This window comes from Flectobacillus rivi, from assembly GCF_030056655.1.
Taxonomy (GTDB): domain Bacteria; phylum Bacteroidota; class Bacteroidia; order Cytophagales; family Spirosomataceae; genus Flectobacillus; species Flectobacillus rivi.
On the sequence record NZ_JASHIE010000002.1, the window covers coordinates 79,873 to 96,075 of the forward strand.

General features: G+C 37.0%; 13 protein-coding genes. 5 read left to right on the plus strand and 8 right to left on the minus strand.

All coding sequences use genetic code 11. From position 1 onward, the window contains the following. Positions 1 to 243: 243 nt before the first annotated feature. Positions 244 to 1,767 (minus strand): P-loop NTPase family protein, encoded by a 1,524-nt coding sequence (locus QM481_RS02830; protein WP_283380586.1) that lies wholly within the window; start codon positions 1,765 to 1,767, stop codon positions 244 to 246. A gap of 231 nt (positions 1,768 to 1,998) precedes the next feature. Further along, a complete protein-coding gene (locus QM481_RS02835) occupies positions 1,999 to 3,117 on the minus strand; it encodes a vWA domain-containing protein (protein ID WP_166551785.1) in 1,119 nt (372 codons plus the stop codon). Between the two features lie 398 nt (positions 3,118 to 3,515). Here QM481_RS02835 and thrA point away from each other — a divergent pair, with 398 nt between their 5' ends. The 4 genes from thrA to QM481_RS02855 are packed head-to-tail and all read left to right on the plus strand — an operon-like array spanning position 3,516 to position 8,687. Continuing rightward, positions 3,516 to 5,972 carry a bifunctional aspartate kinase/homoserine dehydrogenase I gene (thrA, locus tag QM481_RS02840; RefSeq protein WP_166551786.1) on the plus strand — a complete coding sequence of 819 codons (2,457 nt, stop codon included), beginning with the start codon at positions 3,516 to 3,518 and terminating at the stop codon, positions 5,970 to 5,972. A gap of 11 nt (positions 5,973 to 5,983) precedes the next feature. Then, on the plus strand, positions 5,984 to 7,054 hold the full coding sequence (locus QM481_RS02845) for an AAA family ATPase (RefSeq protein ID WP_283380587.1): 1,071 nt from the start codon (positions 5,984 to 5,986) through the stop codon (positions 7,052 to 7,054). Then, positions 7,051 to 7,737 carry a DUF4276 family protein gene (locus QM481_RS02850; protein ID WP_283380588.1) on the plus strand — a complete coding sequence of 229 codons (687 nt, stop codon included), beginning with the start codon at positions 7,051 to 7,053 and terminating at the stop codon, positions 7,735 to 7,737. Before QM481_RS02845 ends, QM481_RS02850 begins: the two co-directional genes overlap by 4 nt. A 14-nt stretch (positions 7,738 to 7,751) precedes the next feature. Further along, a complete protein-coding gene (locus QM481_RS02855) occupies positions 7,752 to 8,687 on the plus strand; it encodes a homoserine kinase (protein WP_166551787.1) in 936 nt (311 codons plus the stop codon). A 240-nt stretch (positions 8,688 to 8,927) separates the two neighbouring features. Here QM481_RS02855 and QM481_RS02860 read toward each other — a convergent pair whose 3' ends face one another. Then, complete coding sequence (locus QM481_RS02860; protein WP_283380589.1) at positions 8,928 to 9,290, minus strand: VanZ family protein; 363 nt, start codon at positions 9,288 to 9,290, stop codon at positions 8,928 to 8,930. A gap of 151 nt (positions 9,291 to 9,441) precedes the next feature. Here QM481_RS02860 and QM481_RS02865 point away from each other — a divergent pair, with 151 nt between their 5' ends. Beyond that, positions 9,442 to 11,052, plus strand: coding sequence for a beta-N-acetylhexosaminidase (locus QM481_RS02865; RefSeq protein WP_283380590.1), 1,611 nt, complete (start codon positions 9,442 to 9,444; stop codon positions 11,050 to 11,052). Positions 11,053 to 11,128: 76 nt separating this feature from the next. Here QM481_RS02865 and QM481_RS02870 read toward each other — a convergent pair whose 3' ends face one another. The 5 genes from QM481_RS02870 to QM481_RS02890 all read right to left on the minus strand — a co-directional run bounded on the left by QM481_RS02870 (position 11,129) and on the right by QM481_RS02890 (position 16,043). Beyond that, positions 11,129 to 12,820: a hybrid sensor histidine kinase/response regulator gene (locus tag QM481_RS02870; protein ID WP_283380591.1), complete on the minus strand. Its 1,692-nt coding sequence runs from the start codon at positions 12,818 to 12,820 to the stop codon at positions 11,129 to 11,131. 265 nt (positions 12,821 to 13,085) lie between these two features. Continuing rightward, entirely contained in the window at positions 13,086 to 13,757 is a 672-nt protein-coding gene (locus QM481_RS02875; RefSeq protein ID WP_166551793.1) for an MgtC/SapB family protein, read from the minus strand. Between the two features lie 183 nt (positions 13,758 to 13,940). Beyond that, the gene (locus tag QM481_RS02880) at positions 13,941 to 14,339 is read right to left on the minus strand and encodes an ExbD/TolR family protein (RefSeq protein WP_095160376.1); all 399 of its coding nucleotides are present in this window, start codon (positions 14,337 to 14,339) and stop codon (positions 13,941 to 13,943) included. Between the two features lie 25 nt (positions 14,340 to 14,364). Beyond that, positions 14,365 to 15,078 carry a MotA/TolQ/ExbB proton channel family protein gene (locus QM481_RS02885; RefSeq protein ID WP_166551794.1) on the minus strand — a complete coding sequence of 238 codons (714 nt, stop codon included), beginning with the start codon at positions 15,076 to 15,078 and terminating at the stop codon, positions 14,365 to 14,367. Between the two features lie 323 nt (positions 15,079 to 15,401). Next, on the minus strand, positions 15,402 to 16,043 hold the full coding sequence (locus QM481_RS02890) for an alpha/beta hydrolase (RefSeq protein ID WP_283380592.1): 642 nt from the start codon (positions 16,041 to 16,043) through the stop codon (positions 15,402 to 15,404). Positions 16,044 to 16,203 lie beyond the last annotated feature (160 nt).

Genomic DNA, 16,203 nt, shown 5'->3' on the forward strand with positions numbered 1-16,203 from the left:
ATTATTTTTTATCTAAGTCGTTTACTAGTTCAAGACTCTTGGACTTTTTTTTAAACAGTTTACAAACTGAAGTAAATAGCAGTCCGAGACAAAGTCCCGAACTAGATAGAAAAGCGGTCGAAAAACAAATTTCGACCGCCTTTTCTAATTAATGACATATCTGTAGACGCAAAGCGTTGCGTCTACAGATATAATGAATATTAAAAACAATCACTCATGCACTCAATCACAAATCACTCAATACTATTCTTCATCTTCAAATTTGAAGTTATCCAAATCGAACAACGAATCAGTCAAGTCTTTGAATTGTAGACCTTGGTCAAGCGTTTTCTTTGAAATCATTGAGAATTCTGAAAGTCCGTGCAATACAAACTCCATCATAAATAATTTTTCACGACCTTCGAATGTTGGATATATTTTTTCTACCAGTTCATCCAAGCCATCAATAGTTCTCAATCTTGATGAATAATCAGCATCAGAACTATCGTTGAAAATATCAATAATGTTGCCATCCATAAACCAGTCGATAATTGGTTTGTATGGGTTTTTACCAGCTTTGTCTTTCGCCAACTTTTTGATTTTCTCAGGATCTGGGAAGAAGTTCAAAAACTGCGCACGAATAGCTTTACCAACTAAGTTTTGTGCCACGATTACTGGGCCTTCTACTTCGCCTTCATACACTAACTCAACCTTACCACAAACCGCAGGAATCACGCCTACTAAATCGGCAACACGTACATAGGTTTTTTCTTCTCCACACAATAATGCACGACGCTCAGCAGCAGAAATAAGGTTTTCATAAGCCGAGATAGTCATCCTTGCTGAAACACCAGATTTGGCATCTACGTACTCTGATTGACGAGCTTCGAAAGCAATTTGTTCAATCAAATCCTCAATTAAGGCATTTGTTGTAACTAATTCTTCTTGCTCAGGTTTGATATTGGCTTCCTGCAAAGTGATACGCTTACCGATTTCTAAAGTCTTAGGATAGTGTGTTACAATTTGAGAATCAATACGGTCTTTGAGTGGTGTTACGATTGAACCGCGGTTGGTATAATCCTCAGGGTTGGCAGTAAATACAAACTGGATATCCAAAGGCAAACGCAATTTGAATCCACGAATTTGAATATCACCTTCTTGTAAAATATTAAACAAAGAAACCTGAATACGAGCCTGTAAATCAGGCAATTCATTAATTACAAAAATTCCACGATGCGAACGCGGAATCAAACCAAAGTGAATTACACGTTCATCAGAATATGGTAATTTTAATGTTGCAGCTTTAATTGGGTCGGCATCACCAATAAGGTCAGCAACAGATACGTCTGGAGTGGCTAATTTTTCTGTGTAACGGTCGTCACGATGTAACCATGAGATAGGTGTAGCGTCACCTTTTTCTGTAATCAAATCTTTGGCATAGCGTGATAAAGGCTGTAAAGGGTCGTCATTTAGTTCTGAGCCTTCTACGACTGGGACATATTCGTCCAAAAGATTGACCATCAAACGAGCAATTCGAGTTTTGGCTTGTCCACGCAAGCCCAATAAGTTGATATGATGTTGCGAAAGAATAGCACGTTCGATATCTGGAATTACAGTATCCTCATATCCCCAAATTCCATCAAATACTTTTTCTTTATTTTTAATCTTTTGAATCAAGTTATCTCGTAATTCTTGTTTAATAGATTTTACTTGATAGCCTGCATTTTTTAATTCGCCAAGGGTTTTGATAGCTAGCAATTGTGTTGCTGAAAGATTTCTGTAAGACATAAATTATTTTTGATTTTGGGATCTAGGCGAATTTTCAATCGATTTCCAAAGGATTCCGCTATAATTCGACCACTTATTTATCTAATTCTGCCGTTCACATACATTTAAGTGCGGCGATACTTAACATTCGGTAATTTTGAAAGGTAATAACCTCTTTATCTAAAATTCAAAATGAAGCTCCTTTCTGCTTAATCTCAACCTAGCAAGCCTCTGCTTTCGAGCAGGGGCTTTTTATCTGACATCCTTCCTACGATTTCGTTGATAGTCTTCAAAGATAAATTCTCCCAAACCCTTCAAAGAAGAGTAATAGGCACGACCATTGTTGGTTTTAGTAAACTCTTGTACAAATTCTTTGAGATACTGGTCTCGGGCAATCATAAAAGTTGTTACTGGAATTTTCAAACGACGGCACTGAGCAGCGAGAGTGAGAGTTTTGTTCAGAATCTTTTTATCCAAACCAAAGCTATTTTTATAATATCGAATACCTTCTTTTAAACAAGTAGGTTTGCCATCGGTAATCATAAAAATCTGTTTGTTTTTGTTTTTTCTTCTACGCAACAAGTCCATCGCTAATTCTAAGCCTGCCACGGTATTGGTATGATAAGGACCCACTTCCAGATAAGGTAAATCCTTTACCTGAATCTGCCAAGCGTCGTTGCCAAATACAATTACATCGAGGGTATCTTTGGGATATTTGGTCATAATGAGCTCCGAGAGCGCCATAGCGACCTTTTTAGCAGGCGTAATTCTATCTTCTCCGTACAAAATCATTGAGTGTGAAATATCAATCATCAACACCGTAGAGGTTTGAGCTTTGTATTCCTTATCCATGATTTCGAGGTCATTTTCGGTCAACATAAAGTTCTCGAAACCATTATTGATTTGAGCATTTCGGATAGACTCCGTCATGGCAATTTGTTCTAAAGAATCACCAAATTGAAACTCTCGACGATCAGTATTCATTTCGTCGCCCGTGCCTTGATAGGGCGTACGGTGATTGCCAGAATTACCAGTCTTTTTGAGTTTACCAAAAATTTCATCTAATGATTGTTTACGAATACTTTGCTCACCTTTGGCTGAAAGGACTTGAGCTTGTTGACCGTTTTCGTCTTTTTCTTCGCGGATATATCCTTTTTCTTTGAGGTCTTCAATAAAATCGGCAATACCGTAAGAGTCGTCTGTAAGGTTGTATTGTTTGTCGAGTTGGGTAAGCCAAGCCAGTGCCTCAGAGACATCGCCTGAGGTCATAGTGACCAATTGGTTGAAAATATCTAACAATTGGTCGAACTTAGCTTTTTTCCCTTCTTCTTGTTCTTGAGGAACAAATTCAGAAAAGCGGTATCCGAGCATGCGTGTTTTAGAGCTAGTTGAAGGTTTTAAAAAAGGTAAAATTGAACACCGACACATCGGACTGTTCGAAATTCTATAATTATAAAACAAATTTTTACGCATTGAGGTTTCCAGAATTTAACTTCTGAAATAGGCATAAAGCAAAATATTTTAGTTAGGCATAAGATTTAATCATTTATTTATACCGTTATTTTACTATTTAGCAGGAAAAATATTCTATTTGCCCCCTAAAATCCCCAAAGATTATTCTTGGAAAAGCTTTCCGAAAGGTCAAATCATATCAAGGCTTTATCTATATTTGTACTCCATTATAAACATTTAAACTGCTGTTGTAAAGCAGAAGCGTGCTTTTTAAGAGGCTTTTACACCAACTTATCAAGCAGCATCTTTACCAAAATATGAAAGTATTAAAATTCGGAGGAACGTCTTGCGGAACCGTTGATAGTATTCAATCTGTTCTAAGCATCATCAAGGGAAACCTTGAAAAAGGAGAAAAAATCGCCGTTGTATTCTCGGCAATGGGTGGAGTAACCAATCAACTTATTGAAACAGGCAAAAGAGCTTCTGTAAGTGATTTAAGTTATTTTGACCTTGTAAAAGCTATCGAGGAGCGCCATTTCAATGTAGTTAGAGCGCTTATCGATGTAAAAGCTCAATCAAAAGTATTTGCCAATATCCGAACGATTATCAACGAACTTGAGGATTTATTGAAAGGAGTATCGTTGATTCGTGAGATTTCTTCTCGAACGGCTGATTTAATCGTAAGTTTTGGAGAACGTCTTTCGACTACCCTCATTTATGAAATCCTTCATGCGCAAGGCGTAGATTGTCAGTTTTTGGACGCTCGCAAAGTGATTCGTACTAACGATAGCTTTGGCATGGCAGAGGTGGATTTTGATACGACAAATCGTTTGATTCAGGAGCATTTTGCCAAAACCAAATCACTACAATTAATTACAGGCTTTATTGGTTCGACTGACAAAGGCGAAACTACGACTTTAGGACGTGGTGGTTCTGACTATACAGGTTCAATATTCGGTGCAGCGCTCAACTCTGAGGAAATCGAAATTTGGACAGATGTAGACGGCATGATGACCGCCGACCCTCGTAAAGTAAAAAATGCCTTTACGATTCCTACCATTACCTATTCGGAGGCAATGGAGCTGACACATTTTGGTGCCAAGGTGATTTATCCACCTTCGTTGCAACCAGCTTTTGCCAAAAATATTCCCATTCGTGTACTCAATACCTTCAACCCTAGCTTTATTGGTACAGTTGTAAGTCGCCAAGCCGAGCCAAGTGAGTATATTATTACAGGTATTAGTTCGATTGATAACCTTGCCTTGGTCAACCTTCAAGGTTCAGGGATGATTGGTGTGGCTGGGGTTTCAGGAAAGCTATTTACGATTCTTGCCAAGCATAAAATATCGGTGGTATTGATTTCTCAGGCTTCTTCTGAGCACTCAATTTGTTTTGCCATCGACCCACAATATTCGCAACAAGTACGTCAAATTCTGGAAACAGAATTTGCGAGTGAAATTGCCATTGGAGATATTGAAGGAGTAGATATTCAGGAAAATCTATCAGTAATCGCTGTTGTCGGTGAAGGTATGCGTCATCATACAGGGGTGAGTGGTAAACTTTTCTCAGTATTGGGTAAAAATGGTATCAACATCGTGGCTACTGCACAAGGTTCTTCTGAGCTGAATATATCAGTAGTTATTGAGAAAAAAGATATTTCAAAAGCACTCAATGTTATCCATGATACTTTCTTTTTCTCTCAAGTCAAAACTCTCAACTTATTTTTGGTTGGTACAGGTTTGATAGGAAAGGCGCTTTTAAACCAATTGAAAGGACAAGCAAATTATTTGTCAAAATACCGTGGTTTGAAAGTAAATCTAGTTGGTGTGATGAATTCCAGAAAAATGCTCGTAACAAGCGATGGTATTTCGATGGATTCGTGGCAAGAGACCCTAGATGCAATGGGTAAACCAGCAGAACTTTGGGCTTTTGTAGAGGAAGCCAAACGCTTGAATTTACCAAACTCCGTATTTGCAGATTGTACTGCCGATAAAACGATTCATAATTATTACCTAGGTTTGTTTGAATCGAATATCTCAGTGGTGACGCCAAACAAAGTAGCCAACTCTGGACGATACGAAGATTACGCCTTATTACACAGAACCGTGTTGAAAAAAGGCGTCAAATTCTTGTACGAAACCAACGTAGGAGCAGGTTTGCCAGTCATCAACACTTTGCAAGGTTTGATTGCTTCGGGCGATAGATTCGAGAAAATCGAAGGAGTGCTTTCAGGTACGCTTTCATATATCTTTAATAACTTCAAAAAAGGTGTCAAATTTGCTGACATCGTTCGTGAAGCCAAAGTAAAAGGTTACACCGAGCCAGATCCTCGCGAAGATTTGAGTGGTATGGACGTAGCTCGTAAGATTTTGATTTTGGGTCGTGAAATCGGACTAAGATTAGAACCAGAAGATGTAACCATTTTAAAATTATTACCAGAAAATTGTGAAAAAGCCCCAACTGTAGAAGACTTTTTCAACGAACTGGAAGTATCCAATAGTTATTTTGAAACAATGGTTGACGAAGCCGAAGCCAAAGGCGAAGTACTTCGTTTTATCGCAACACTCGAAGACAATAAAATTACGATTGGGGTAAAAAGTATCGGCAAAACGCATCCATTCTATATGATGGATGGCGCCGACAACGTAATTTCATTTACTACCAAACGTTACCACGACCGTCCATTGGTCATCAAAGGACCAGGCGCGGGTGCTGAGGTAACCGCTTCAGGAGTATTTGCAGATATTGTTGCTATAGGAAGCTATTTGGCGTAATAGGTTTTACTATGATAAATCGCATCGAAATACAAGGTTTTAAGTCCATTCAAAAAATGGACTTAAAGCTCTCTTCTATCAATATCTTAATTGGAGCAAATGGAGCTGGTAAAAGTAATTTTATCAACTTCTTTAAGTTGCTCTATCAACTCTATCATCAAGATTTACAAAACTACGTAGCCGAAGAAGCTGGTGCCGAAAATATTCTTCATTTAGGACTAAAACACACAGAAAAACTGTTTGGACGAATTGAGTTTGATAGTACGAATGCTTATCTGTTTACACTCGCTACCAATCAACAAGGGAGCTTATACTTTCAGCATGAGATTACTCAATTCCATCATGGTTTCCCTTCTTGGGACGAGGTTATTTTAGGGAAAGGTTATTTAGAAAGTAAGCTAAAAGATACAGAGGGCGCTCGTTATCGGTATGTTAACACCTATATGTCATCTTTCAAGGTTTTTCACTTTCATGATACCAGTAAAACAGCAAAAATTAAACAAAAAGGGAGTATTGATGATAATAGAGTCCTAAGAGAAGATGGGGGAAATTTGGCTGCATACTTATTTTATTTACAAGAAACATCTCCTAAAGATTTTCGCAAAATTGAAAATGTAATCCGAACAGTTGCTCCATATTTTGAAGGTTTTGATTTAAAACCAGACAAAATCCGTAACGACCAAATACAGTTAGCTTGGAGACAAAAAGGGTCAGATATGTCTTTTTTTGCTATGCACTTGTCGGATGGTACATTACGATTTATGACATTGGTTACATTGCTATTGCAACCCAATTTACCCACCACTATTATTATAGATGAACCAGAGTTGGGATTACATCCTTTTGCCATAAACAAGCTAGCAGGACTTATCAAAAAAGCCTCTGCTCAAAGTCAGGTGATTGTATCTACACAATCGACAGATTTGGTTGATAACTTTGCCCCAGAAGACGTTATTATTGTTGATAGAAATCAAACTGATTCAGTATTTAAAAGACTTGATAGCTTATCTCTTCAAAATTGGCTTAAAAACTACACCTTAGGAAACTTATGGCATAAAAACGTTATCGGAGGTACACCATGAAAGATTTATATTTTGTAGTAGAAGGAGAAACAGAAAAAGAATTCGTTGATAGGTTATTAATTCCTTATCTCTATCAGCGAGGTATTTCCTCTCATATCCAATCTGTCATCATTTCAATGAAAGGAGGAGGTCATGGGTTCAATAATATAAAACATTTTGGCAATACCATCGAACCTTTATTATATTACCAAAATGAACCTATTATTACCACGATGATAGATCATTCAGGTATCAATAGTGAGCAAAAACTACCAAATCATTTACGTTGTATTCAGCATAACGATACCGAACAACGTATAAGTTGTATGGAAGAGTCATTAAAAAATTATGTAAACTCTATAAAACCATACCCAAACTTTATACCTAATATTCTCAGACACGAATTTGAAACTCTTTTATTTGCAAACCCATCAGAAGGGTTTGACTTGGAAGATGAGGAAATAAAGAGTAAGATATTAGACCTTAAAAGCGGTTATAAAAGCATTGAAGATATAAATAGCAACCCAGAGAACTTCCCATCCAAAAGACTCGAAAGGATTTATGCTGCATCAGGCAAAAAATATAATAAAGTTGTCGATGGTATTGATATTGCTGAATTGACAGGCTTGGAAACTATCCTTGAATATTGTCCTCGCTTTGCAGCGTGGCTTGAAAATATTATTTCACTCGTCTTAGCGAGTTAAGATTTTATAAAACCATGAATGATTCAATAAAAGTATTCGCCCCAGCTACGGTTGCCAATGTAGCTTGTGGTTTTGATATATTTGGCTTTGCGGTAGACAATCCTGGCGATGAGCTAGTATTGCGCAAAACTGATTTGAAAGGCGTAAAAATTAATAAAATCGAAGGTGACGAAGGTCGTTTACCTTTGGACGCTAGCAAAAATACGGCTGGTATCGCCATTATCAAGTTTCTAGAAGCTATCGGTGCCGAATCGCAAGGTTTTGAAATGGACTTGAAAAAATTGATGCCATTAGGTTCTGGATTAGGCTCTTCGGCAGCTTCCTCGGTAGCTGGTGTATTTGCTGCAAATGAGTTATTGGGTCGTCCTTTGGCACAAAAAGACCTATTGCCTTTTGCCATGGAAGGTGAGTTTATCGCTTGTGGCTCGGCACATGCCGACAATGTTGGACCAAGTTTGATGGGAGGATTTACGGTAATTCGTAGCTACGACCCATTAGACATTATTCAGCTTCGCACGCCCAAGGAGCTATATGCGACGATTGTTCACCCACATATCGAGGTAAATACCAAGGATGCACGTAATATTTTGAAACGTGAAATTTCCTTGAAAAAGACGATTACTCAAATGGGTAATGTGGCTGGTTTGGTAGCTGGTCTGATGCTTCCTGATTATGATTTGATTTCTCGCTCGCTGGTTGACGTAATCATTGAACCAGTTCGTGCGATTTTGATACCACAATTTGATGTTGTCAAAAATGCTGCACTTGAAAATGGAGCACTTGGCTGTTCTATTTCTGGCTCAGGACCTTCGATGTTTGCTTTATCAAAAGACTTTGACACGGCACAAAAAGTTGGCAGAGCTATGCAAGAAGGTTTTTCAAAAGTAGGTATCGATTCTGATTGTTATGTTTCTGGCATCAATCAAGCAGGTCCAGTGGTAATAGGCTAGATTAATAATTTAGTGAATTATGATTGAGTGCATGAGTGATTATATAAGAATTTGCATTCTTGCTGTAGAGGCGCAATGATTTGCATCTTACATCGAACACCATAGTATCAAAAAAGCGGTCGAAAAACAATTTTCGACCGCTTTTTTGATGAATAGTTATCAAGTTATAGTAATTTCCAAAATCAGAATGATTCATTTTACCCAAACACAAGCAGCAATATATTGCCGACAAAAACACTTTTATCCTTTTTTGAATATCTTGGAAAATAAGATGGCTAACGATATTCCGAGTAATACCCCAATAAAATCTGCAAGAACATCGGCTAAATCATACGCTCGATGAAATGATACTGGCAATAAATACTGCATTATCTCAATTCCATATCCAAACAAAGCTCCTCCTATCATAACTCCTAACGTTGATGAATAAGCATACATTGTTAAAAACGCCCATGCACCAAATGCTATGAAATGCTGTGTTTTATCATAAAAATTGAGAGAATGAGGTATTTCTTTTGAAGGCATAGCACAAAGTACAATAATTAGTCCTCCACATAGCCACGACCACACTTTTTGTTTTAACAGTTTATCAATCAGTATCATATTGTATAAATTAAGGTTTTGATCGTTAATTTAAAATAAATAAGAAATATATTACCTATATATTAAAAAAATTTAAAAATATTCTTTTTTCCTTATACACCTTGGAGTTTTTTCACCTACCTTTGAATCGTCTTTATCAAACCAATTTTTTATGAAAAAACTATTAACCCTTATTTGTGCTTGCGTAGTATTTGTTAGTTCTGCGCAAAATCAATATAACATTATCCCTTTACCTCAGACTGTTACACCACAAAAAGGACAGTTTGTCATAAAGAGTAATACCAATATCGTAGTTAGTACTAATGATCCTGCTTTCAAGCAAGTTGCCTCTATGTTGGCCGACCAATTAGGCGCTGCAATGGGGACAACACCTAAAGTAGTTAGCTCCAATAGCAAAGCCGTAAGCAACAGCATTCAGTTTGTAAAAAATGATCAACTAACAGAGGAAGGATATACGCTTAATGTAAGTAGCAAGCAGGTAAGTATTGCAGCCAGCACAGGAAAAGGTGCTTTTTATGCTTTACAAAGTTTGTTACAATTACTTCCGAATCAAATTTTTAGTAAAGAAAAATCTACGGGCATAACATGGTCAGTTCCTAACTGTTCTATTGCAGATGCACCTCGCTACTCTTACAGAGGTTTGCACTTGGATGTTGGTCGTCATTTCTTCCCTGTAAGCTTTATCAAAAAGTATATTGATTTGATTGCTTTACACAAGTTGAATAATTTTCACTGGCACTTGACAGAAGACCAAGGCTGGAGAATTGAAATCAAGCGCTATCCTAAATTGGCAGAAATAGCTTCGAAACGTTCGCAAACTGTTGTGGGTAGAGCTTACTCAAAGAAATTTGATGGTAAACCTTATGGAGGATATTACACACAAGACGAAGTAAAAGAAGTAGTTGCTTATGCAAAAGCTAGGTTTGTGAATGTAATTCCTGAGATTGAAATGCCAGGGCACTCACAAGCAGTTTTGGCAGCATATCCTGAATTTGGTTGTAATCCTGATAAAATCTATCAAACTGCTACTGACTGGGGTGTGTATGAAGATGTACTTTGCCCAAGAGAAGAGACTTTCCAATTTTTGGAGAATGTTTTGACAGAGGTAATGGAGCTTTTCCCAAGTGAATATATCCATATCGGTGGTGACGAATGCCCTAAGAAACAATGGAAAGAAAGTCGTTTTTGCCAAGAAATTATCAAGCGTGAAAACTTGGGTGATGAGCACGGATTACAAAGTTATTTTATCCGTCGTATCGATAAGTTTATTACGTCAAAAGGTCGCAAAATGATTGGTTGGGACGAGATTTTGGAAGGTGGACTTTCACCAAATGCCATCGTAATGTCTTGGAGAGGGACTGAAGGTGGTATTGCAGCAGCTAAAGAAAACCACGATGCTATCATGACACCAGGTGGTTATGTATATTTAGATCACTATCAGGCAGACCCTAAAACTGAGCCTTTAGCTATTGGAGGTTTTACTACTTTAGAAAAAATCTATTCGTACGAACCAACACCGACTGAACTTTCGCCTGAACAACAAAAACATATCATTGGAGTTCAAGCAAACGTTTGGACAGAATATATGCAAACCAGCGACTATGTTGAATACATGGTTTTCCCTCGTGCATCAGCCTTATCAGAAGTAGCATGGACGAAAAAGGAATTGAAAGATTATAGTAAATTCTCTGAGCGCATGAAGGTTCATGCTGATCGTTTAGAAAAATTGCATGTAAACTTTTTCAAAGGCTTTTTGAAATAAGCCAAAACAGACCAGTAACTCCCAATTTTCTTATAAATAAAAAAGGTCAGCAAGATATGCCTTGCTGACCTTTTTATTATTCCTCTGTTACGTATTTCAAATGTTGTGCGAGTAAAATATACAAATCTTGTGGCGTATGCGGTTTCAACAAATAATCATTCATACCTGTACTAAGTGCCATTTCGATTGTTTCTGTATTGTTATCGGCAGAACTGGCAATAATAGGAATTTCTGAAAATTTCCTTACTTCTTCCGCAAATTCAAATCCGCTCATTTCTGGCATTTGCAAATCAACAATTACTAAATCATAATGCGTGCCTGCTTTCAAGGAGGCTAATGCATCGATACCATTATTAAAGGTTTTTACAGAAATACCTTTCTTTTGGAGACTTCTATTAATGATGATAAGGTTGATATCATTGTCATCAATAGCCATCACATTAAAACCCTCAAAGTTAAAACTGGCGACTGTATCTTTCTTTATTACCTCTTGTTGTACCTGCCCTACAGTCAAATCAAACTTGAAAGTAGACCCCTTACCCACTTCACTCTCCACATAGATACGCGTACCAAACAATTCTAGAATTTTACGAATAATGGCCAATCCTAATCCTGTACCTCCAAACTGGCGTGTGGTTTTATTGGACGCTTGAACAAATTCTTCAAAAATCTGATTTACAGCCTCTTGAGGTATTCCGATGCCCGTGTCTATTACCTCAATAGTAAGGATATTTGTCGTTGTAAGCTGCTCTTTAAGGCTAACTTTTATCGTAACTACACCATTTTTAGTAAACTTTACGGCATTCGAGACCAAATTATTAATAACCTGAACAAGCCTAGTAGGGTCCCCTCCTACATAATTAGGAACTTGATCTGCTACCTCAATCTGCAATTTATTACCTTGTTCTTTTGCACGATGCAGATTAATACTTACAATATTCTTTACTAAATCTCGAATATTAAAGCTAATATTTTCAAGTTGAACCTTTCCAGCTTCTAGCTTACTAAAGTCTAAAATATCGTTGATAATGGACAACAAAGTCTCCCCAGTAAACCTTAATACATTTAAAGAGTTTTCTTGGTCCGCCCTTGGAGATTCCTCTAAAAGTAGATTGATATTGCCCAAAATCGCATGTAAAGGTGAGCGTATTTCATGGCTCATCATTGACAAAAACGTAGATTTTGCCTTTAGGGCTATCTCTAGATTTTCTTTTGCTTCTGTCAAAGCATAGTTTTTTTGCTCAAGACTATCTTTTGTTTCTGTGAGTTCAAAAGTCTTTTTACGAAGCTCCAACTGCCCCATTGCCTGAGATGCAAGTGCCTTCAGTGCAACTACTTGTTCGTCCTTTAGCGATCGTGGACTACTATCGATGACACATAAGGTGCCAAGCGCATGCCCATTTTCTGCCACAAGTGGTATTCCTGCATAAAAAACCACATAAGGAGAGCCTACAGTCAGCGGGTTATCCGAAAAACGTTCGTCTTGGCGCGCGTCTTCGATAATAAAAGGGCGATCAGGTTGTACAATTGCATGAGCACAAAAAGATAGCTCACGAGGGCCACCATTGCCATCTAACCCATTTTTAGCTTTAAACCACTGACGATTTTCATCAATAATAGTGATAGTCGAAATGGGGGTTTGACATATTTGAGAAGCTATTCTTACGATATCATCAAAATCCTTTTCTGGAAGTGTGTCTAGTATTTTATACGCCTTTAGGGTATCTAATCTTTCTATTTCGTTTTCTGGTATTGTTGGGAAAATCATAATATCAACCGGCTCGATTAAGTAAGGTTTATATAAATGATAGGATTAATAGAACCGTATAACAACATAATGGTTTATCAAATCGAGGATACTTAGGAGCTCAGGAAGACTAACACAATTAGCTTAAATAGATATAATAAATTAGCTTAAGTGGTTATCTTCAATAAAGATACAACAAAACGTATGCTATTTTAGTATATCGTTTCAAAATTATTCCGCCTTTTCATACTTCTATTTAAGTACTACTTAAAATAATTATCCTTCTTTAAAACTCTAACTCAATTACATGAGGTTCGGCGATAAGCTTTTTGGCTAAACGCTCATGTTTTGAAGTTTTACCTCTCACTGACCAAAAGCAAGTAATGGTTTCTTCTTTATAAATTTGCTTGCCTTTCTTAGCTTGCATTCTAAACTGTTTAAAAATTTCATCCATTTTCAAAAAGCCTTCATCGCCTTTCTTTATCACAATTTTGTAATTACGTGTTTCTCCATATTTATGAATCCAACGTTCCATTACGATAAAAAACTGCAAAATCATAAATACCATAATGGCGCCAAAAAAGGACAATAAAATATGTCCATCGCCAATAGCCATACCTAACGACGCCGTTACCCAAATAATAGCTGCCGTGGTAAGTCCTTTTACTCGGTCATCTACTTTAAAGATGATTCCAGCACCTAAAAAACCTACCCCTGTAACAATATTGGCAGAAATCCTATCGGGCGATGCACCCATACCTACTTTTTCAGAAAGAATGGTAAATATAGTTGAACCCACTGCAATCAAAGTAAAGGTTCGTAAACCAGCGGATTTACTATGATATTCGCGTTCGCCACCAATGATTGCTCCAACAAAAGTAGAAGCAAGCAGTTTGATTAAATCTTCATCATGAATAATATGATTCCAGAGAATCTCCCAATCACCCATCAAAAACATACGTATATTTTTTCTTTATAGATTTTACGATTAAAAAGGAAATAAACTCAAATTGACAAGGAGTAACAGGATTCGTACTTACTTTTCCCCTATAACTTTTTACCACTGTGAAATTAATAGATATTCACAAGGCAAAAAAATAGCCGTCACTTTCGTAACGGCTATTTTTTTGGGTAGTTACTCCTATTGTTTTTCGGTGGCCATTACTAGCGCCAAATTTAGCTTGGCAACCACGTCGTAAATTTTTGCTAATTCCTGTACAGTACGATCTTTTGAAATACGTAAAACCACCGTTTCCGAATTTTTAGCTTTGGCCTGCTCTGCCAAATAGGCTTCCAATTGATCGGCTTGAACAGGGTTATCATCTACAAAATAATTATCATTCTCATCTACAGTCAAACGAATATTCTCTTTGGTAGCCGTTTGTTCTGCTGAGCTTGATTCTGGCAAAAGAAGCTTAATAGCATCAGGACTTGCCAAGGTTGATATCATCAAGAAAAACATCATCAAGAAGAATAGGATATCCGCTAAGGCTCCTGTTTCTACTTCAGATTGTTCTCTAGCTCTTTTTCTAATGTTCATATTTACTTCAAATTAGAAAGCTCTATTATTTAGAAGCTGGTTTGTGAAGAATATCCAAAAAGTCGATGGCTGTAACTTCCATTTTGTTTACAGTACGGTCAATCATCGTTGTCAAGATGGTATAAAAGAAGTATGCAATGATACCTACCATCAAACCTGTTGCCGAGGTCACCATTTTCTCATAAATACCACTCGCAATCGTACTAATGTCGATTTTGTTAGCTACCGAAATATTGTGGAAAGTACGAATCATACCCGAAACCGTACCCAAGAAACCAAACATTGGGGCAATTTTGGCAATAGCTGACAAAATACCCAAGTTTTTTTCCATGTTATAAATCTCAACACGAGCCGAATTTTCGATGGCATTTTCAATGTCACGCATAGGCGAGCCAATACGATTTAAGCCTTTTTCTAATAAACGAGCAATCGGAAAAGGTGATGTTTTGCAGTAGTTTATCGCTCCTTGAATATTACCAGCATACAACATTTCTTTGATTGAGAACAAAAATGTATTGTCCAATCTTGATGTTTTACTGATATATCTGTAACGCTCAACGAACAAGAAAAGAGCAATAAAAAACAATACAAAAATAGGAATCATTACCCATCCCCCTTTTTCCAAAAGGCCAAATAAGTTTAGATCTTCTCCTACTTTCGTAACTGTAGTTACCGTCGTAGATGTTGTGTCGGGTTCAAAAGTAGTTGTCTGTAATAAGATACTTAGAAGAGTAGTCATAAGTTTTTACAGGTAAAAGCGTATTTCCTCAATTGAAAAATACTGCTATTTTGATTTGTAGGAAATTGATTAATTATTGAGTTACCTTGCTTGCAAATTATTGCGATTGTTACACGAGGAGTTGCCTACGCGAACTAAATTTTCAACAAGTTTAACGAAAAATTTTAAGTAATATGATATAAGTCAGGCAAAAAAAAGCCCGTTGCTGTACTGTAGGGTATGAGTTTGAGCTTGTTATACGAAATGTACAGAGTCTTCATTTTACTAAAGTAACATAGAAAAACGACTTTCTTTTTACCGTTTGATAAAAATGAAGCAGAGACTCAAAAAATTTGTTTCAACACCATTGTATTTATCTGATGCCCTCCTTCAAATTCGATGATATTTATGGTGGGGACTGCCTGTTTCAATGATTTTAAAAATTCATCAAATTGGGTTTGCACCAAAATTTCATCTTTATTCCCGTAAACATACACCAGAGGTTTGTCGACAAAATGTGAAGGACTTACTACTTCCGAAATACCCTCCGAAAAATACCCAGACCAAAGAATGAGCCTTTGAAATGCTTCTGAGTGTACCTCAAACCATCTTGCAGCCGTGGCGCACCCCTGCGAAAAACCTAATAATTCGATCTCTACGTCAAAAGGATTCAAATCCATCAATAGGGTATCTAACAACTTATTGAGGTAGTTGAGATAGTCCAAAATTTCGGTATCTCTTGCCTCCTTGGTCATCCAAGTTGCCCCAACCCTACCAGAAAATCCATTAAGGTAAAACCTTGACAAGGCTTCAGGCGCAGCTATCAACGTATTCTCAGAGGCTAATTCTTTAAATTTTTGGATAAAAAACTCTCCTAATTGCCCGTAACCATGCAATACAAAAATAACCTTTCGAGTTTTTTCTGACCATTCGCCAATAGTATAATAACGAGCCGTTTTAGTTACTTGAATTTCGTGTAAAGGCATTATGTAATTAGTTTTGGAAAATTATTAATGCAAAATAAAATTGCATTAATACGCTTTAGGCTGTAAGCCGTAGGCGTTAGGCAAAAATGATATTCATGATTTTGTTAGAAATACTTTTTGCTTATGGCATATAGCTTAATGCCTATTGCGGGTAAAATTA